General features: G+C 37.5%; 18 protein-coding genes and 1 other annotated feature. Of the genes, 14 read left to right on the top strand and 4 right to left on the bottom strand.

Translation table 11 applies throughout. The annotated features are described in order from the left end of the window. Positions 1–111 precede the first annotated feature (111 nt). On the bottom strand, positions 112–804 hold the full coding sequence (locus V7083_RS22085; RefSeq protein ID WP_335482128.1) for a Crp/Fnr family transcriptional regulator: 693 nt from the start codon (positions 802–804) through the stop codon (positions 112–114). 236 nt (positions 805–1,040) lie between these two features. Between V7083_RS22085 and V7083_RS22080 the strand changes: the two genes are divergently transcribed. Beyond that, a complete protein-coding gene (locus V7083_RS22080; protein WP_335482126.1) occupies positions 1,041–1,220 on the top strand; it encodes a YjzC family protein in 180 nt (59 codons plus the stop codon). A gap of 119 nt (positions 1,221–1,339) precedes the next feature. Then, a complete protein-coding gene (clpB, locus tag V7083_RS22075) occupies positions 1,340–3,934 on the top strand; it encodes an ATP-dependent chaperone ClpB (RefSeq protein ID WP_335482124.1) in 2,595 nt (864 codons plus the stop codon). Positions 3,935–4,035: 101 nt separating this feature from the next. Here the strand turns inward: clpB and V7083_RS22070 are convergent, their stop codons facing one another. Then, positions 4,036–4,218 (bottom strand): YjzD family protein, encoded by a 183-nt coding sequence (locus V7083_RS22070; RefSeq protein ID WP_335482122.1) that lies wholly within the window; start codon positions 4,216–4,218, stop codon positions 4,036–4,038. A gap of 185 nt (positions 4,219–4,403) precedes the next feature. Here V7083_RS22070 and V7083_RS22065 point away from each other — a divergent pair, with 185 nt between their 5' ends. From V7083_RS22065 to V7083_RS22055, 3 genes are all read left to right on the top strand, one after another. Next, a complete protein-coding gene (locus tag V7083_RS22065; protein ID WP_335482120.1) occupies positions 4,404–5,126 on the top strand; it encodes a hydrolase in 723 nt (240 codons plus the stop codon). Between the two features lie 79 nt (positions 5,127–5,205). Further along, the gene (locus tag V7083_RS22060) at positions 5,206–6,066 is read left to right on the top strand and encodes a hypothetical protein (protein ID WP_335482118.1); all 861 of its coding nucleotides are present in this window, start codon (positions 5,206–5,208) and stop codon (positions 6,064–6,066) included. 133 nt (positions 6,067–6,199) lie between these two features. Then, the gene (locus V7083_RS22055; RefSeq protein WP_335482116.1) at positions 6,200–7,147 is read left to right on the top strand and encodes a BMP family ABC transporter substrate-binding protein; all 948 of its coding nucleotides are present in this window, start codon (positions 6,200–6,202) and stop codon (positions 7,145–7,147) included. 40 nt (positions 7,148–7,187) lie between these two features. On the opposite strand, the gene V7083_RS22050 is transcribed toward V7083_RS22055, so the two are convergent. Continuing rightward, positions 7,188–7,508, bottom strand: a complete 321-nt coding sequence (locus V7083_RS22050) for a hypothetical protein (RefSeq protein ID WP_335482114.1) — start codon at positions 7,506–7,508, stop codon at positions 7,188–7,190. Positions 7,509–7,705: 197 nt separating this feature from the next. Here V7083_RS22050 and V7083_RS22045 point away from each other — a divergent pair, with 197 nt between their 5' ends. The 9 genes from V7083_RS22045 (at position 7,706) to V7083_RS22005 (ending at position 17,626) form a co-directional block, all read left to right on the top strand. Then, positions 7,706–8,638 carry a beta-ketoacyl-ACP synthase III gene (locus tag V7083_RS22045; protein ID WP_335482112.1) on the top strand — a complete coding sequence of 311 codons (933 nt, stop codon included), beginning with the start codon at positions 7,706–7,708 and terminating at the stop codon, positions 8,636–8,638. Positions 8,639–8,709: 71 nt separating this feature from the next. Then, positions 8,710–9,948 carry a beta-ketoacyl-ACP synthase II gene (gene fabF, locus V7083_RS22040; RefSeq protein WP_335482110.1) on the top strand — a complete coding sequence of 413 codons (1,239 nt, stop codon included), beginning with the start codon at positions 8,710–8,712 and terminating at the stop codon, positions 9,946–9,948. Between the two features lie 109 nt (positions 9,949–10,057). Further along, the gene (locus V7083_RS22035) at positions 10,058–10,840 is read left to right on the top strand and encodes a DUF2268 domain-containing protein (RefSeq protein ID WP_335482108.1); all 783 of its coding nucleotides are present in this window, start codon (positions 10,058–10,060) and stop codon (positions 10,838–10,840) included. Positions 10,841–11,048: 208 nt separating this feature from the next. Next, positions 11,049–12,080, top strand: a complete 1,032-nt coding sequence (locus V7083_RS22030; RefSeq protein WP_335482106.1) for an ABC transporter ATP-binding protein — start codon at positions 11,049–11,051, stop codon at positions 12,078–12,080. Further along, a complete protein-coding gene (locus V7083_RS22025; RefSeq protein ID WP_335482104.1) occupies positions 12,058–12,984 on the top strand; it encodes an ABC transporter ATP-binding protein in 927 nt (308 codons plus the stop codon). The genes V7083_RS22030 and V7083_RS22025 overlap by 23 nt, the downstream gene beginning before the upstream one ends. Before the next feature lie 15 nt (positions 12,985–12,999). Continuing rightward, on the top strand, positions 13,000–13,968 hold the full coding sequence (gene opp4B, locus V7083_RS22020) for an oligopeptide ABC transporter permease (RefSeq protein WP_335482101.1): 969 nt from the start codon (positions 13,000–13,002) through the stop codon (positions 13,966–13,968). 17 nt (positions 13,969–13,985) lie between these two features. Continuing rightward, positions 13,986–14,894: an ABC transporter permease gene (locus V7083_RS22015; protein ID WP_335482100.1), complete on the top strand. Its 909-nt coding sequence runs from the start codon at positions 13,986–13,988 to the stop codon at positions 14,892–14,894. Between the two features lie 17 nt (positions 14,895–14,911). Further along, positions 14,912–16,699, top strand: coding sequence for an oligopeptide ABC transporter substrate-binding protein (opp4A, locus tag V7083_RS22010; RefSeq protein WP_335482098.1), 1,788 nt, complete (start codon positions 14,912–14,914; stop codon positions 16,697–16,699). Between the two features lie 180 nt (positions 16,700–16,879). After that, positions 16,880–17,626: a YjbA family protein gene (locus V7083_RS22005; RefSeq protein WP_335482096.1), complete on the top strand. Its 747-nt coding sequence runs from the start codon at positions 16,880–16,882 to the stop codon at positions 17,624–17,626. Between the two features lie 58 nt (positions 17,627–17,684). Here V7083_RS22005 and trpS read toward each other — a convergent pair whose 3' ends face one another. Then, entirely contained in the window at positions 17,685–18,677 is a 993-nt protein-coding gene (trpS, locus tag V7083_RS22000) for a tryptophan--tRNA ligase (RefSeq protein WP_335482094.1), read from the bottom strand. A gap of 240 nt (positions 18,678–18,917) precedes the next feature. Then, positions 18,918–19,153, bottom strand: a binding site (T-box leader). Positions 19,154–19,184: the final 31 nt, after the last annotated feature.

Genomic DNA, 19,184 nt, shown 5'->3' with positions numbered 1-19,184 from the left:
ATACATGACGAAGCTGTTATAAATTGGACGATTGATTTTTTGCAAACAAGCATTTCTGAAAATATTCGTAAACAAAAAAATCGGTGAGGCCACCGATTTTTTTGTTTACATTTAATCAACCCTGCAGATTTCAACAGGACAATCTTCACAATCAATTTCTGTTCTTAAGTAATCGATATCATGAATCGTAATCGATCCTTTATCAATGGAAATAATCTCTTCTTTCCTTAGCTCGCTCAATAATCGGTTCACGACTTCACGGGAGGTTCCACAAAAATTCGCCAATTCTTGATTGGTTAAGGGCAATTCAATTAAAATGCCTTTGTTTGTTTTAACACCATAACTATTACTGATCCTAATTAGCGTGGAGTACAGGGCTCCTTTTTTTCCATGCAGGACAAGATCGCGAAACTTTGTTTGTGTTTTTCTGTATTGCTGGCTCATCCACTTGATGAATTCAAATGCTGTAGGTAAGTCCATAGATAGTTTCTCTTCTAAATCTTCTTTCATGATGACTGCCACTTCACCACTACCTATGACGCGGGCACTTAATAAATATTTCGATGCAGGGGAAAATAAATTCAATTCACCAACAAAATCACCTTTAGTGCACATTCTTAAGGTAAGCTCTCTACCATCGGGGATAATTTTACTGAGTTGTAGGATGCCGCTTTTTATAACGTACATTTCGTTTGCCTGCATACCTTCTTGAAATAAAAAGTCCCCTTTTTCCATCTTCCGGACATATTGAGCTGATTCAAAAATATGTGTTAAAGTTGCTGGTATTTCTTTTACTGAATACATCATAAAACCACCTTTAAAGGTAATACCAGTTACAACTGAATTTACAGGATATTACTATAATTATATTGTTTACTAGGTTTAAATCGCAATAAATGTGTTATAAGTTCATATAATCTTCATAATTTATTATACCTATTTCTCGGGAAATATGTCGAATAGAAAAATACAAATAAATTCCTATAATGGGGTTACTGTAAAAGGTAATAATAAAGGTGTAAAGCTAAGGAGGGAAGAATATGGGTCAAAATCGCCAGTTTAGGTCGGGGCAAAAGGCTCCTAATAACGGTATATATATTGAAGTTGGAGATACAGGAAGCAACGTCAATAACCCTAAAAAATTAAAACTGAAAGCGGGAGACAGATTTCCTGAAACCTCTAATGATGATCGTGTGTGGACCTATCAGCGTAAACCATAAATATTCAACTAAGCCATCCAATATCAGGATGGCTTTTATAAATTTTACAATTCGAAATACATGTTTTATAATAAAAACAAAGGTCAAAAAAGGTCAAATAATATGGGAGTGATGATCTAATGGATCTAAATCGGATGACGGAAAAGCTGCAAAATGGAATAATGAATGCCCAGTCTATTGCCATTAAACATAATCATCAAGAAATAGATGAGGCTCATTTATTTCTCTCTTTAATGGATCAAGAGGATAGTCTTATTGCGTCTATTTTAGAACGGGCGGGGATCCCGGGAAAACAAGTTGTAAAAATGCTGACAGAGGCTCTTCTCAAAAAACCGCAAGTTTCCGGGGCAGGTGTAGAACAAGGGAAACTTTATATTACTGGGAAATTGCAAAAATTATTAGTGGAGGCTGAGGAAGTTGCTAAGTCCTTTGCTGATGAGTATATTTCAGTTGAGCACGTTCTTTTAGCAGCAGTTAATGCTAAAGAGTCAGTCATGAGAAGTATGATTCAAACCTTTGGCAAAAAACCAGACGATCTTTTAAAAGCCATAAAAGAAATTAGGGGGAATCAAAGGGTGACATCACAAAATCCTGAATCAGGCTATGAGGCTCTTAAAAAGTATGGCCGGGATTTGGTTGCAGAGGTTAAGTCTGGAAAAATAGATCCTGTAATAGGGCGTGATGCAGAAATACGCAATGTCATTCGAATTCTCTCGCGCAAAACCAAAAATAATCCGGTCCTAATTGGTGAGCCTGGGGTAGGGAAAACCGCCATTGTAGAAGGATTGGCACAGCGGATTGTTAGAAAAGATGTACCTGAAGGGTTAAAAGATAAAACCATCTTTGCTTTAGATATGAGCTCATTGATTGCCGGAGCTAAATTTAGAGGGGAATTTGAGGAAAGGTTAAAAGCTGTTCTTAACGAAATCAAAAAAAGTGAGGGGCAGATCCTCTTATTTATAGATGAGATTCACACCATAGTTGGGGCAGGAAGAACAGAAGGTGCAATGGATGCCGGGAACATGTTAAAGCCAATGCTGGCAAGAGGGGAGCTCCATTGTATCGGAGCAACTACTTTAGATGAACATCGAAAATATATTGAAAAGGATCCTGCTTTGGAGCGGAGGTTTCAACAAGTACTTGTTCAAGAGCCTACAGTAGAGGACACAATTTCGATTCTAAGAGGCTTAAAGGAACGATTTGAAGTCCATCATGGCGTAAAAATTCATGACCATGCTTTAGTGGCAGCTGCGACTTTATCAGATCGATATATAACGGACCGTTTTCTCCCCGATAAAGCGATTGATTTGGTTGATGAAGCATGTGCCATGATTCGTACCGAAATTGATTCAATGCCAACGGAATTGGATGAAGTTACACGAAGAGTGATGCAGCTAGAAATTGAGGAGGCCGCTTTACGAAAGGAACAAGATGAAGCTAGTAAAGCGAGACTGGAATCCTTATTAAAGGAATTAGCCAATTTAAAAGATCAGGCGAATTCGATGAAAGCAAAATGGTTGGAAGAAAAACAATCCATTCAATCATTACAGGAAAAACGGGAACAAATCGAAAAACTCCGTCGTGATTTACAACAGGCGGAAGATAAATATGATTTAAACCGGGCTGCTGAGCTTCGTCATGGACTTATTCCAGCTGCAGAGAAAGAACTAAAAGACCTTGAGAGTAAAACTGATAAAGAGGATCGCCTGCTTCGCGAAGAAGTAACAGGTGATGAAATTTCCAATATTGTTTCTCGTTGGACTGGGATCCCGCTGACAAAATTAGTAGAGGGAGAAAGAGAAAAATTATTAAGGCTTGAATCCATTCTTCATCAACGTGTAATCGGGCAAAATGAAGCAGTGAACTTAGTAACAGATGCTGTTCTTCGTGCCAGGGCAGGCATCAAGGACCCTAACCGGCCAATTGGCTCATTCTTATTTTTAGGGCCAACAGGGGTAGGGAAAACGGAATTGGCAAAGGCTTTAGCAGAGTCTCTATTTGACAGCGAAGAACATATAATCAGGATCGATATGTCCGAATATATGGAAAAGCATTCAGTATCACGATTGATTGGGGCACCTCCGGGCTATGTTGGCTATGAGGAAGGCGGTCAGTTGACTGAAGCTGTCCGAAGAAGACCGTACTCCGTCATTTTAATGGATGAAATCGAGAAGGCACATCCTGAAGTATTTAATATACTGTTACAAGTACTCGATGATGGGAGAATTACGGATTCACAGGGTCGCATAGTTGACTTTAAAAATACTGTAGTGATTATGACCTCAAATATTGGCTCTCAGTATTTATTAGAAGGAACCGAAAATGAAGTAGAAATTTCTAATCTTGCAAGAGACCGGGTAATGAGTCAATTAAGAAGCCATTTCAGACCAGAGTTTCTTAATCGAATTGATGAAACCATTATATTTAAACCATTATCTTTACAAGAGATTAAAGAAATTGTTGTAAAGATGCTTCATGAATTGGAAAAGAGATTAAAGGAACAACAAATCCATTTCAGAATTGGTGAGGATGCTAAGGAATTTATCGCCATTAACGGGTTTGATCCGAATTATGGAGCAAGACCTCTTAAGCGTTACATTCAGAGGACCATTGAAACCAAGTTGGCCAGAGAAATTATTGCAGGTAATATCCATGATGGCTCCACTGTCGAAATTACAATGCAAAATCATGAAGTAACCATTCATATACTGTAATATAATAATAGAAAACTCATCAATTGGAGAGTTAAATATAAGGCGAAAAAAAAGGTCTTCCAATTTTGTTGGAAGACCTTTCAAAACCAATACCTTAATAATTAATGTTTCTCTACAGGCTCATTTGGAATTACCGCAGATAGAACAAAAATCAGAACAGTAATGACAACCGCTATAACTGCTCCTAATTGGTAATTAAATTCAACCCCACTCATAGAACTAACTACGTATGTAAGCATTTCCGATAATAGAAAAGTCCAAAAAAATGTCCAAAAATAACGCATTCATTTTCACCTGCCTATTTTAATCCTTTTTAATATTATCATATTAGTTAAAAATAATAAATATTTAAATGTAAAACTGACCCATTCTCATGAATTTAATATGATTAAAAATAGGCAAAGCCCCTTTCATCCTGTGTGAAGAAACATACAATATTCTGAGGAAATATGTAAAAGGAGATTTACCTATGGAGAGCCGCAGTTTTCAAATTGATACTGAGTGGAATATTGTCTATTACCCTGAAAAGCCAACTGGATTCGGGGTCTTAATAATCGGCGATGAAAGGCATTTCGTGGAAGAAAATAAGTGTTTTTGGACTCAAAATGAGGGAAAGCTGGCGATCGTTGATAAGTTAAAAGAACAGGGATACACCATTTTTTCCTCAAATCTTTATGGGCGAAATTGGGGGAGCGAGAACGCTGTCGAACTGGCTCAGAGATTATACCAATATGTTATTAGACATGAAATTATTAATCATAAAATTCATATATTGGCAGAGGGTATGGGGAGTTTAGTGGCTGTTAAATTAATGGAAAAAATGAAAGAACAAATTCGATCGGTTATTCTAATAAACCCTATTCTTTCATTAAAATTTCACTTGGAACAGGAAAAAGAGCATAAATTTTTTTATAAAAAATTAATGAGAGAATTAACCGCTGCCTATAAGCTGGAACAGCAATCTCTTGAAAACACCATTTCAGCTTTGGATGATACGGAACAGCTTGACACTGAAATCCCAGTTAAAATCATTCATATCCTTTCAGGTGCAAAATCGTATAATCAATCAAAGCAATATAAGTATTTCTTGCAAAACTCAAACATATCCCCCACTTTTATTGTCCCGGAAAAAAAACAACAGCTTGGATCCATCTGCAAAAAATTCTACAGACAGTATGAAGCCATTCTATAATCGGAACCTCTCCAAAGATATAATTCTTTATTCAATCGCATAGGATTCAGTAAAGATTATGGTTGGGGAGGAAGCGTGTATGGACAAGGCCATTGTGATAGGTGCATATCATTTTTTGGGCTTTCATGTTTGTAACACTTTATTAAATAAAGGAATTGAAGTGACAGGGATCTTGTTAAATGAAATGGATAAGATCCCTTTTTTGGATGAAAAAAGAATGGAAGTTGGCAGAAATGCTAATTTCCATGAACAGTCAATATTTAACCTTGGTCATGCCTCTGATAAAACAACAAAGATAACCCTCATGATTTCCTATTATGATTTTTACATGCTTCATCGAGAAGCCCTTTTAGCTGATAATAAAATAATAAAACCTATTATGGAGTATATCGAACATCAAGAACAGTTAAATTTGGTCCTATTTTTGCCAATGCCTATGCAAATGCAAGAAATTGGTGTAAATGGCCATCTAATAGAAAGTTTCAGAAATCCTAGCACGAATGCTCAACTATTTCATTTACCTTCATTATATGGAACCTGGCAGCCTTCCACATTTTTATTTCAGCAAGTGATTCGCTCCAAATTTGGTAAAAGTATGAATAAGATGAAGTCAACAAGAGAGTGGACGAAAGATATTATTTTTGTGGATGACGCTGTGGAGACTTTGATGGAACTGATTGAAAACGGGAACTCAGGGAATTTTCAATTGGAAAGCGGCAAGGAACATTATTGGGAAGAATGTGCACGGTTTTTACAAGCAGGTGAATCGTTCAACCATCAAAAGAGTTTGAGGAACATAAAGGTGAATGGCGATTTCACCACTGTTTCTGTAAAAAGGCTTTCATCGATCTCAGAATCTCTCTCAATCCAAATAGAACACGAAAGATGGCTGGATCAATCAAGCATGATCAATAGTGAAACAGAAAAAGGTGGTAATTAAACTTTTCATTTTTTTATCTAAAGGTTAGAATATAAGTGAAAAATGGAATGTTGAACTGTCATAGGTATGCTGTCTAAAAACACAAGAAACGTGTTATCGAAATAGCTGCTGCCGCACGAAGGAGTTGCATTAGATGCTAAAACGTTTCTCCATTATACTTTTATGCCTATTTTTACTTGCAGCATGCGAGGGAACAAAATCGCCAGGTAAGCTGCAAAAAGTAGGATTACTGGTCCCTGAAACGATTAATGACCAGGTATGGGGTACAAAGGGCTTTAAGGGCCTGTTAAAGATACAATCAAAATTAAAAGTTGATGTCTATTATAAGGAAGGGATGAACTCTCAATCAGTGGTAGAGCGTGCCGTAAAAGAATTTGACCAAAAGGGTGTTAATCTCATTTTTGGGCACGGTTCAGAGTATGCGGAATACTTCAATAATATTTCAAAAGAATATCCGAACATCCGCTTCGTCAGTTTTAATGGAGATGCCAAGAATAGCAATACCACCAGCCTAAGCTTTAAAGCTCATGCAATGGGTTTTTTTGGGGGGATGGTTGCAGCTCATATGTCAAAAACAAAAAAGGTCGGCGTTCTGGGTGCTTATGAATGGCAACCTGAAATCGAAGGTTTTTATCAAGGAGCAATGGCTGAAAATAAAAATAGTAAAGTGAATATTGAATACGTGGGAAATTGGGATGATGACCAAAAGGCTGTCCAGTTAGTTAACCAAATGATGGATCAAGGTGTTGATGTCATTTATCCTGCTGGTGACGGATTCAATGTACCAGTTATTGAGAATGTGAAAGAACGCGGACTATATGTTATCGGTTTTGTATCTGATCAGTCCGATTTGGGTGAATCGACGGTACTTACGAGTACGATTCAACAGGTTGACAAATTATATGAAAAAGTGGCTGACCAGTTTAATGACGGAAAATTGAAATCCGGTAACCTTTCATATGACTTTCAAGATGATGTCATTTCATTAGGGAAATACAGCCCGTTAGTAAGTAAAGCGTTTATCCAAAAAATGAATAAAGCAATTAATAATTATAAAGAAACTGGTGAACTACCAAAATAGATATACATAGAAGTAAATGAAACAGCTGCCATAAGGGCAGCTATTTTTTTTTCAAAAATTGTTCAATAAAAGGATAAATTTTTTGAAATATAGGCTTTAATTCTTGATAAGAAGAATATAGGGTATCAATATGCACCATAAGTTCATCTAAGTCAATATAATTATGACTGTCTTTAATAGTTTCCTGTTGTTGATTGGGAGAGTAAGTTCCAGTTTGACGAATGGTGGTCGGTGAGCCGAACATGAGTGCCGTGAATGGGTCTTGGCTCCAAGTGTCTTGTGAAGCCTTGTTAGATTCAAGCTTCTCCTGATCGATTACATTTTCGATTGTCTTCAGTTCTTCCCACTCATTATGATCCATTAAGTCCATCCTCCTTTCGAAAAAAATCTATTATTTTTAGAATATGAGCCATTATAAAAAAGGGTATGTTCATTAGCGGAGTAGATAACAGAATAAACCTATTGCTTAAATAAGGTTATGTTTGATAAAATTAGTACCAAGTCATAATAATTGATATAAAATTGAATTGCTTGGATGAATTTAAAGGAGATGTTACGATGAGAGCTGGTATTGTTGGGATTGGAAGGTATTTACCAGAAAAAGTGCTCACGAATTTAGATTTGGAAAAAATGGTGGATACATCTGATGAATGGATCCGTACTAGAACTGGCATTGAGGAACGAAGAATAGCTGCAGATGATGTGGATACATCTGATATGGCATTTTTCGCTGCCCAAAAGGCTATGGAAGATGCTGGTGTTACTTCTGAAGAGATTGACTTAATCCTAGTGGCCACTATAACTCCAGATTCGCCATTCCCATCGGTTGCTTGCCGAATCCAGGAACGTTTGGGTGCAAAAAAAGCTGCTGCAATGGATATTAGTGCCGCATGTGCGGGTTTTATGTATGGAATTGTAACGGCAAAACAATTTATTGAGTCTCAAGTTTATAAAAACGTCCTAGTTGTGGGAGTTGAAAAGCTTTCAAAAATTACTGATTGGAACGATCGTAATACAGCTGTATTATTTGGAGATGGTGCGGGAGCAGTAGTCATAGGCCCGGTGTCTGGAGATAGAGGAATCCTTTCTTTTGAGCTGGGTGCAGATGGTACTGGCGGTAAACATCTTTACCAGGACGAATATATCATTATGAATGGTCGTGAAGTATTTAAGTTTGCGGTTAGACAAATGGGGGAAAGCTGTATAAACGTACTCGAAAAAGCTGGTTTAAAAAAGGAAGATGTTGATTTTCTGATTCCTCACCAGGCGAATATCCGCATAATGGAGGCCTCCAGACAGAGATTAGAGCTGCCAGAAGAAAAAATGTCAAAAACCGTAAATAAATACGGTAATACTTCAGCAGCGTCGATTCCCATTTCGATTGTAGAAGAATTGGAAGCAGGAAAAATTAAAGATGATGATCTAATTGTAATGGTGGGATTTGGCGGAGGGTTAACCTGGGGAGCCATCGCTATTCGTTGGGGAAAATAATCCTTAATTAAAGAAATTTTGAAATACTTGTTATGAGGTTATAGGAAAAGGTATATAAAGGAGATGTAAAAATGGAAAAGCGGAGAGTAGTTGTTACAGGCCTTGGAGCGGTGACTCCACTTGGTAACGATGTCGATACAACTTGGAAAGGGATCTTGGAAGGAAAATCCGGAGTTGGCCCTCTTACTAGATTGAATGCAGATGAATATTCAGCAAAAGTTGCTGCTGAAGTAAAAGATTTTAATCCTGAATTATTTATTGATAAAAAAGATGCAAGAAAAATGGATCGTTTTACCCAATATGCCGTTGCAGGCGCCTTAATGGCTGTAAAGGATGCGAATCTTACTATTAACGAAGAAAATTCTCATCGTGTCGGAGTATGGATCGGTTCCGGAATTGGCGGAATGGAAACCTTTGAGCAGCAATATGAGGTATTCCTAAAACGTGGTTATCGCCGCGTTAGCCCATTCTTTGTTCCAATGATGATTCCGGATATGGCAACAGGTCAGGTCTCCATTACGCTCGGTGCAAGAGGATTTAATTCATGTACTGTTACTGCATGTGCCACAGGTACAAACTCTATTGGAGATGCTTTTAAGGTCATTCAACGCGGTGATGCCGATGCAATGGTAACCGGAGGAACAGAAGCTCCTATTACAAAAATGGCAGTCGCAGGATTTTGTGCCAATACAGCTCTTTCATCCAATCCAGATCCGAAAACAGCAAGCAGACCGTTTGATAAAAATCGTGATGGATTTGTCATTGGTGAAGGTGCTGGGATTGTGGTACTAGAAGAATTAGAACACGCACTTGCGCGTGGTGCAAAAATCTATGCTGAAATTGTTGGATATGGAGCAACTGGTGATGCCTACCATATTACAGCTCCAGCCCCAGGCGGTGAAGGTGGGGCAAGGGCAATGAAAATGGCGATTCATGATGCGGGCTTAAAACCGGAAGATATTGATTATGTCAATGCCCACGGTACCAGCACAGAATATAATGATAAGTTTGAAACACTAGCGGTAAAGGAAGTCTTTGGTGAGCATGCTTATAAATTGGCAATGAGCTCGACTAAATCAATGACAGGTCATTTATTAGGAGCTGCCGGGGGTGTCGAGGCTATATTCTCCGTTCTAGCTATTCGAGACAGTATCCTGCCTCCAACTATGAATTACGAAACACCAGATCCGGAATGTGATTTGGACTATGTGCCAAATGAAGCAAGACAAAGAGAAATAAATGTAGTAATGAGCAATTCATTAGGATTTGGCGGTCATAATGCCACTATTCTTTTTAAGAAATACCAATAATTTTTAAAAAAATAGACCTTTCTGGTCTATTTTTTTATACCCTCTTTCGGTAACATCGGTTCCGTAACTTCATAAAATAATCAATAGTAACAAAGAACGGGGTGCAAGAATGGGGATTATCCGAACAGACGAATGGCTAAAACTTGACTTTGATCGTCCTGTAAAAATTTGCGAACGACTTCTTCCCAATTTTAAAGGACAAAGTGCAAAAAACATTTATAATCAGCTAATGAACTTCGGTATGTACCGACCATCCTGGTCCACAAAAAGGAATTACCAGAGAATGGTAGATTATAAAGCGTGGGAACAAGTAGGGCGTTTATTGCAGAAATATAAATCTAAATGGTCTGGACCGGACATTCCGATTTTTCTATTTCCACTACAATCTTCAGGAGGTTTTTTGTTTAGACAGGATGACCGCAATAAATCAGGGGTATCCTTTCCGGATAAAATGTTCCTGTTCCTGTCTGATTATGAAGATCAGAAAGAAATTGAAGCACTTTTTGTCCATGAATACCATCATGTTTGCCGTTTAACAGGAATCAATAAGAAGTTGGGGGAATATACATTACTGGATTCCATAATAATCGAGGGTCTTGCAGAGTATGCCGTTCTATCTACTTGTGGAGAAGAGTATTTGGCCAACTGGTGCCATATGTATTCGGAGCGGGAAATCAATCTTTTCTGGGAAAGATTTTTGGAAGAACAATTAGATATTAAAAAAAATGAAAGAGATCATGATGCCTTATTATATGGTGGTGGAAGAGTCCCTCCTTTACTCGGTTATGCTGCCGGATATAACATTGTTGAAAAATACTATAAAAAGAACCATTATTCTACAAAACTATCATTTTCCACACCGGCAACCAATTATCTAAATTTTAAAAAATAAATGTTTCGAGAAAGCCGATTGTATCAGGCTTTTTTTATTTGAAAAAAACCTCACTATTAATTATTTGTCAAAAAAGTATTGCAATTATTACAATTCAGTCATAGAATTTTATGTAAATATAGTTAATTTTTAGTTAATTGAATAAAAGTTATCCTAAGAGATGAGAAATATTATTTAATAAAAGGAATTTTTAATAGGGGGATTTATTTTGAATAGTAAATCGCTATTACAAATACAAAATCTGCGAACTTCATTTAGAATCCAAAATGAGTTTTTTGCTGCAGTTGATGATGTTACGTTGACTGTTAATGAGAATGAGGTAGTTGCCATTGTTGGTGAATCGGGATGTGGTAAAAGTGCCTTAGCCCTATCCATCATGGGGTTGCATCCGCAGGAAAGAACAAGATTAGAAGGTAGTGTTCATTTTAAAGGGAAAGATTTACTTTCTTTGTCAACCGCTGAAATGAATAAAATTCGTGGAAAAGAAATTGGCATGATCTTTCAGGATCCTTTGACAGCACTTAACCCATTGATGACTTGCGGAAAGCAAATTGAGGAAAGCTTAACGTTTCATACCAATCTTTCTAATAATGAAAAAAGAGCAAAGTCTATTAATTTATTAAAAAAAGTGGGTATCCCTAATCCTGAAAGAACCTATAAACAATATCCACATGAACTATCTGGAGGGATGAGGCAGAGGGTGGTCATTGCGATTGCCATAGCGTGCGACCCATTGTTGGTCATAGCTGATGAACCAACTACTGCACTTGATGTAACGATACAAGCTCAAATTATGGACCTGCTTAAGGAACTTCAAAAGCAAATGAAAACAGGCATTATATTAATCACCCATGATCTTGGAGTAGTGGCCGAAATGGCAGACCGAGTTGCGGTCATGTATGCGGGAGAAATTGTAGAATTTGCGGATGTTAAAACGTTGTTTAAGGATCCTTTACACCCGTATACCCGCTCGTTATTTAATTCTATTCCATCCGCCACTTCCAATAAAGACCGCTTGCATGTTATTCAAGGGATTGTCCCTTCTCTACAAAAGTTACCAAGAAGCGGATGCCGATTTAAAAATCGAATAACATGGATCGATGAGCATGAACATGAGGAACACCCCATTTTACGTGAAGTAAGGCCAAATCACTTTGTAAGGTGCACCTGCTATAAGAATTTTTACTTTCCTGAATTAAACGTTGGGGGCATGAACGATGGAATTTCTAAAGGTAAATAATCTAAAAATCTATTATCCAATCCGAGGTGGTTTTTTCAAAAGAGTCGTTGCCCATGTAAAGGCGGTTGACGGTGTCAGTTTTGAACTAAAACAAGGTGAGACATATGGATTGGTAGGCGAGTCAGGATGCGGGAAGACAACAACAGGAAGAACGATTATTGGTCTAAATAAGGCAACATCAGGAGAAATTTTATTTGAAGGTAAGGATTTGACAAAATTAAGCCGAAGTGAATTTCATACCTATCGTAAAGATATTCAAATGATTTTCCAAGATCCTTATTCATCGTTAAATCCAAGAAAACGCGTGATTGATATTATTGCGGAACCGCTCCGAAACTATGAAAAATTATCACCTGCGGAGGAAAAACAAAAAGTCCAATTCTATTTGGAAAAGGTAGGCCTTAGCCCTGATTCAATCAGTAAATATCCACATGAATTTTCCGGAGGGCAGCGGCAACGGATCGGAATTGCTCGCGCGCTTACACTAAATCCAAAGTTAATTATTGCAGATGAACCAGTTTCTGCCCTTGATGTATCTGTACAAGCACAGGTTTTGAATTTTATGCGGGATATTCAAAAGGAGTTTAATTTGACCTACTTATTTATTAGTCATGATTTGGGGATTATTCGTCATATGTGTGATCGTATCGGAATTATGTATCGCGGACAATTCGTTGAAGAGGGGACAAGTGGAGATATATACAATAATCCACAGCATATATATACAAAGAGACTCATTTCAGCCATACCTGATATTAATCCTGAGAACAGAGAGTGGCAAAAGAAATTGCGCTCTGAAATTAATACAGAGTATAAAGAATCCTACCAAAAATATTTTGATACTGAGGGAAAAGTGTATGAGTTAAAACCAATCTCTAACACCCATTCAGTTGCACTGCCATAGAGGGAGGAAGAAAAAATGTTGAAATTTATTTTACGCAGACTTTTAGTTATGATCCCTCAATTACTAATTTTAAGTGTTTTAATTTTTCTTTTGGCCAAGGCCATGCCTGGGGATGCCCTAACAGGCAGATTGGCAAGCAATCCAAAAATGGATACAAAAACACTTTATGAATTAAAGGAAAAATTAGGTATGTTTGACCCCGTATACATACAGTATGGCAGATGGATAAAAGGCCTTCTGCACGGTGATCTCGGCCTGTCCATCATCCATCAAACGCCAGTTACTCATTTAATTGCAGGTAAAATGGTGAATACAGCTCTATTGGGACTCGCCATCCTGATCCTTAGTTATGTGATTGCTATACCACTAGGAATCATTGGGGGAAGGTGGACAGATACCTGGGCTGATAAGATGATCGTTGGCTATAATTATTTAACTTATGCCACCCCGTTATTTATTTTTGCATTACTGGTATTATTTGTATTTGGCTTTATTCTAGGGTGGTTTCCTACAAGTGGGAGTGTAGATATTCAAGTTGAAAATGGAACATTTGCCTATTATTTAAGTAAAGTAAATCACCTCATTTTGCCGGCATTTTCAGGTGCCATCGTAAGTACAACTGTTACGGTTCAATATTTGCGTAACGAAATAATCGATACTAAAATTAAAGATTTTGTAAAAACAGCAAGAGCAAAAGGTGTTAGTGAATCAAAGGTATATACACGGCACATATTTAGAAATTCATTATTACCGATTGCAGCTTTTCTCGGTTATGACATTGTCTCCATAATCGGAGGTTCCGTATTTTTAGAATCAATTTATGGATATCCGGGTATTGGACAACTATTTGTCACCTCCATCGCGCAACGTGATTTCAGTGTTGTAACAGCATTAGTAATGTTATCTGGATTGGCAACTCTAGTTGGTACGCTTTTGTCCGATATCATTTTAAGTGCTGTTGACCCACGAATCAGAATCGATTAAAGACGGGAGGGACAAAAATGAAATCAGAAATAGCAAGCCCCAAACAACAAAGTGTTGGAAATCAGAAAAAGCATAGCATATGGTCCATTCTTTGGACTGAGATTGTGAAAGATAAACTAGCGTTAGGATCACTTATTCTTTTGGGACTTATCCTGATTATTGTATATTCGGCATCCCTTTTACTGGACCAGGAAAAGATCGTTACAGTCGATCTGTTATCAATTTATTCGCCTCCTTCAGCAGAACATTGGCTGGGAACTGATTATGGCGGTAGAGATATTTTGGGACAGTTAATAATAGGTGCTAAAAATTCATTTACCATCGGATTATGCATAACTATATTAACAGGAATAATTGGACTAACAGTCGGCCTATGTGCAGGCTATTTTGGTAGCAAGGTTGATAATATCTTAATGCGGATTATTGATTTCTTTCTAATCCTACCAACATTAATGTTGATTATCGTCTTTGTAACGATTGCTCCAAAATACAATGTGTTTACCTTTATTTTAATTTTGAGTATGTTTTTATGGACAGGTAAGGCAAGATTAATTCGTTCCAAAACACTTGCGGAAAGAGAATTAGATTATGTAAGTGCCTCAAAAACCTTGGGGACACCAGATTGGAAAATTATTATTCGTGAGGTTTTGCCTAATTTAAGTTCTATTATTATTGTAAATTTAACCCTAAACCTAGCAGGAAATATTGGGATCGAATCGGGACTAACCTTTTTGGGATTCGGTCTGCCGGAAAGTACGCCAAGTTTAGGGACCCTTGTTAGCTATGCATCCAATCCTGATGTACTTGCTAATAAATGGTGGATTTGGTTACCTGCATCATTGCTCATTTTAGTCATGATGTTGTGTATAAATTACATCGGTCAAGCGTTTAAACGTGCAGCTGATGCAAGACAAAGACTAGGATAAAAAGGGGGAAGAAAAGGATGAAGAAGAAGCATGGTTTTACGGTTTTTACTCTCCTCGTTGTCTTGGCGATGCTGTTATCAGCATGTTCCGGTTCAACAGGAGGGGACGGTAAGAAGTCAGCATCGTCTGATAAGCCTAAAGAAGATATTAGTAAGTTCCCATTGCAGGTGAAGAATAATAAAAAGGAAGTTGCAGATGGTTCGTTAAATTATGCACTCGTGTATGATACTCCATTTGAGGGTACATTAAACTATGCATATTATGAAGGTCAACCAGATAACGAAGTGCTACAATTTTTTGATGTTCCGTTATTCTCAACCAATGATGACTACGAATTTACAAATGATGGCGCAGCCACCTACAAAATGTCAGAAGACAAGAAAACAATTACTGTTACTATTAAAGACAATGTAAACTGGTCAGATGGCAAGCCTGTTACGGCACAAGACTATGAATATTCATTCTTGGTAATCGGTAATAAGGACTACACCGGAGTCCGTTATGGGGATGCCATTATACAGAGCATCATTGGGATGAAAGAATACCATGAAGGAAAAGCCCAAAACATTTCCGGTATTAAAATCATTAATGATAAGTCTCTTTCCATTACATTTGATAATGCCAACCCGTCTTTACTGACCGGCTTATGGCCATATGCAATGCCTAAACATTACTTAGGTGACGTTCCAATTAAGGATTTAGCAACATCTGATAAAATTCACAAAGAACCAATCGGATTTGGTCCATACAAAATTAAAAAGATGGTACCAGGTGAATCTGTAGAATTTGAACGCAATGACAACTATTTTGGTGGAAAACCAAAACTGAAAACCATTGTGGCTAAAGTAGTGAACCCGAAAGTGATTCTCCAAGCACTCAAAAAAGGTGAAGTAGATGTAGCTGAGTATCCTGTAGATCAATATTCGGCTGCAAAGGGATCGAAAAATTTCCAATTCATTGGTCAAGTTGACTTAGCATACAACTATCTTGGCTTTAAACTAGGACATTGGGATGCAGACAAAGGCGTAAATGTGATGGATAATCCGAAGTTTAAAGATAAGCGTGTACGGCAAGCGATGGCATACGCACTTGATGAGAAATCTGTTGGAGAAAAGCTCTATAACGGGTTGCGTTTCCCAGCTACATCATTAATTCCGCCTTCATTCCCAAGCTGGTACAATCCTGATGCTAAATCAATTGGCTATGATCCGGAAAAAGCCAAGAAATTACTAGATAAAGCCGGCTATAAAGATGTGGATAAGGATGGACTTCGTGAAGATCCAAAAGGAAAGAAATATAAAATCAATTTCTTATCTATGAGCGGTGGTGACATCGCTGAACCTCTTGCTAAATTCTATATGCAAAGCTGGAAAAATGTTGGTCTTGATGTTCAGCTTGTTGACGGCCGCTTGGCAGAGTTTAACTCCTTCTATAAAATGGTTGAGGAAGACGATCCAAAAGTGGATATTTTCTTAGCCGCATGGAGTACTGGTACTGACGTGGATCCTTATGGATTGTATGGCAGTGATGTACCATTTAACTATTCACGCTATGTCAGCGAGAAAAATGATCAATTATTAAAAGATGGTCATTCTGAAAAAGCATTTGATCATGATTACCGTAAAAAGGTTTATGATGAATGGCAAGATTATATGAATGATGAACTTCCTGTCATTCCAACATTGTTCCGCTCTACGATTTCAGCTGTTAATAACCGGGTAACTGAGTTAAAAGCTAACTACTCGGCAGATCCATATATCTGGGCAAAAGTGGGAGTTACAAATAAAACTGCGGAAGAAGAATAAGCAATATTCAAAGGGATGGTCCGTTTTAGGATCATCCCTTTGAATTTATCGATTGATTTTTATAATGCACTTAAATGATCTTACAAAGTAATTGGAGCAAAATATATCTTGAGGAATAATTTAACTAATGACTGCCCATACTGATTGACAAACAGTTTCATTGAAGTGAGGGGTTGTGCAATGTTATATCTTCATGATGTTTGGGTAAATTGGTTTGAAGGGGAAGAAAACGGTTATAATGTCTGTCATTTTCATGAATGGCGAAAGGACGATGCAGTAGAGCTGTTAGATCAGGTACCATTGTTAAAGGTGGAGCCCGTATTATTTCATTACATTGAAAATGATTTATCAGAATTACCACAACAACTTCTAGATGATATCTATCAAAAAGCATATTTAAGAAAAAATCATGAAAGAATCCAGTTAGATTACTGCTTTGTGGTTACAGATGGATCCGGAATTTTAGCTATCGATACAATTGGCTATAATATCCCAATCCGAAAAAGCCGGCTTATTCCAAGACAAGAGCAGCTTGCCTACGAAATGATCAGTAATCAGGAGGCAAAGGAATATCAATTTTATCCACAGACAAAGCAAAAAGATTTTCATATTCTTTCACCAGAACCTATATTAATGAGAGGACTTACCAGAAAAGAACGCCAAATCAAGCAATTATTGTTTATGGCCCTTGATCAGCTGTTTTCATCTAATAATGAAGCGGAAGTTCGTTACTGGTTTACTGAATGGTGCCCAGAGCGGTATTCAATAATCCAGGAAATGAATTTTGCTGATGCGTGGGAACAACTTTTTGAGGAGATTAAATTTGGCTGGTCAAAGAAGCATGAAAACTTTTGTGAAAATTTAATAAAAGGACAGCCGTTTTTTGAAAAGCTTTGGGAAATGGAGCATGGTCCTAAAGTAAACTAAAAGCCTGACCCAAAGGGTATGATCTCATACCTTTTGTGGCTCAGGCTTTTTTTATTTCTTATTTTCTTTTTCTGCCAAGTCCCATGGCTTTTTCCATTTTTTTTAGGGTTTTATTTGCAACCTGATTGGCTCGTTCTGCCCCTTGGTCTAAAATATCGTCCAATTCACTTGACTCAATTAATTGATAATATCTTTCCTGAATCGGCTTAAAGAAATTTACTACCACATCAGCTAGATCACCTTTAAATTGACCATAACCTTTTCCTTGATACATTTCTTCTAACTCAGAAATGGATTTTTCACCAAGAATAGAATAGATAGCTAATAAATTAGAAATGCCTGGTTTTGCCTCCCTATCATATTTAACGATTCCATCAGAATCGGTAACAGCACTTTTAATCTTTTTCTCAATTTGCTTTGGATCATCCAAAGGAGTAATAAATGCTTTTGGATTAGGATCAGATTTACTCATTTTTTTAGTTGGTTCCTGCAGTGACATAATTCGGGCCCCAACTTCAGGTAACCGAATCTCAGGAATCGTTAAAATATCATTGTATTTCTTATTAAAACGTTCCGCTAAATCACGAGTTAATTCCATATGCTGCTTTTGATCTTCTCCAACTGGTACGAGGTCAGTGTTATACAATAAAATATCGGCTGCCATTAAAGGGGGATAGGTAAGTAAACTAGCAGAAACCGCTTCTTTTCCGGCAGATTTGTCTTTAAATTGTGTCATACGCTCTAATTCGCCAATATAAGAAATGCATTGCATGATCCATCCGGCCTGAGCATGTGCTGGAACTTCGGATTGAATAAATAATGTAGCCTTTTCAGGATCTAACCCAACTGCCAAGTACAAGGCAGCTAAACTTCGGATATTTTTGCGCAGGGTCAACGGATCCTGAGGAACCGTGATGGCATGCTGGTCAACTATACAAAAGAAGCAATTATATTCATTTTGCAATTCCACAAATTGCTTCAAAGCTCCTATATAGTTCCCAAGTGTAATAGTCCCACTTGGCTGAATCCCTGAAAAAATCGTCTTTTTCATGATTTTCCTCCTAAATATATCGGCTCTGTTAAAAGGAGGTTGATTTGCGCTCCAGGCACTTCGCTTTCAGTGGGCGGTCCGGTGAGCCTCCTCGCGCTTTGGTGCCAGCGGGGTCTTCACCTGTTCCGTACTCCCACAGGATTCTTCGTGCCTTCCGCTCCAATCAACGATGATGAAAATCAATAATACTCCTTAACAATTGCCCTAAAAATAAATAAAAAAAAGCCATTCATCCCCAAAAATAGGGACGAATGGCTCGCGGTACCACCCTAATTACTCTAAAAAGAGTCACTTCATTTTCAAGATGATAATGGTTCATCTTGAATTCCTTTTAACGCAAGGAAAACGTCAATTCCTACTTATTAGTTCAGAAAGCACTCAAAAGTCCATTCCGTATTTGATCGTATTTGTTCTCACCAGCCACAAATTCTCTTAGACGATTTAAAATACGTACTACTCTTTATCATCGCTTTAAATAACTATTTAATTATAGATATTATAAAGAAT

The sequence above is a fragment of the Bacillus sp. JJ1764 genome, from assembly GCF_036962145.1.
Taxonomy (GTDB): domain Bacteria; phylum Bacillota; class Bacilli; order Bacillales; family Cytobacillaceae; genus Neobacillus.
The sequence above is the reverse complement of the archived record's forward strand: the minus strand, read 5'-3'. Positions and strand labels throughout refer to the sequence as shown.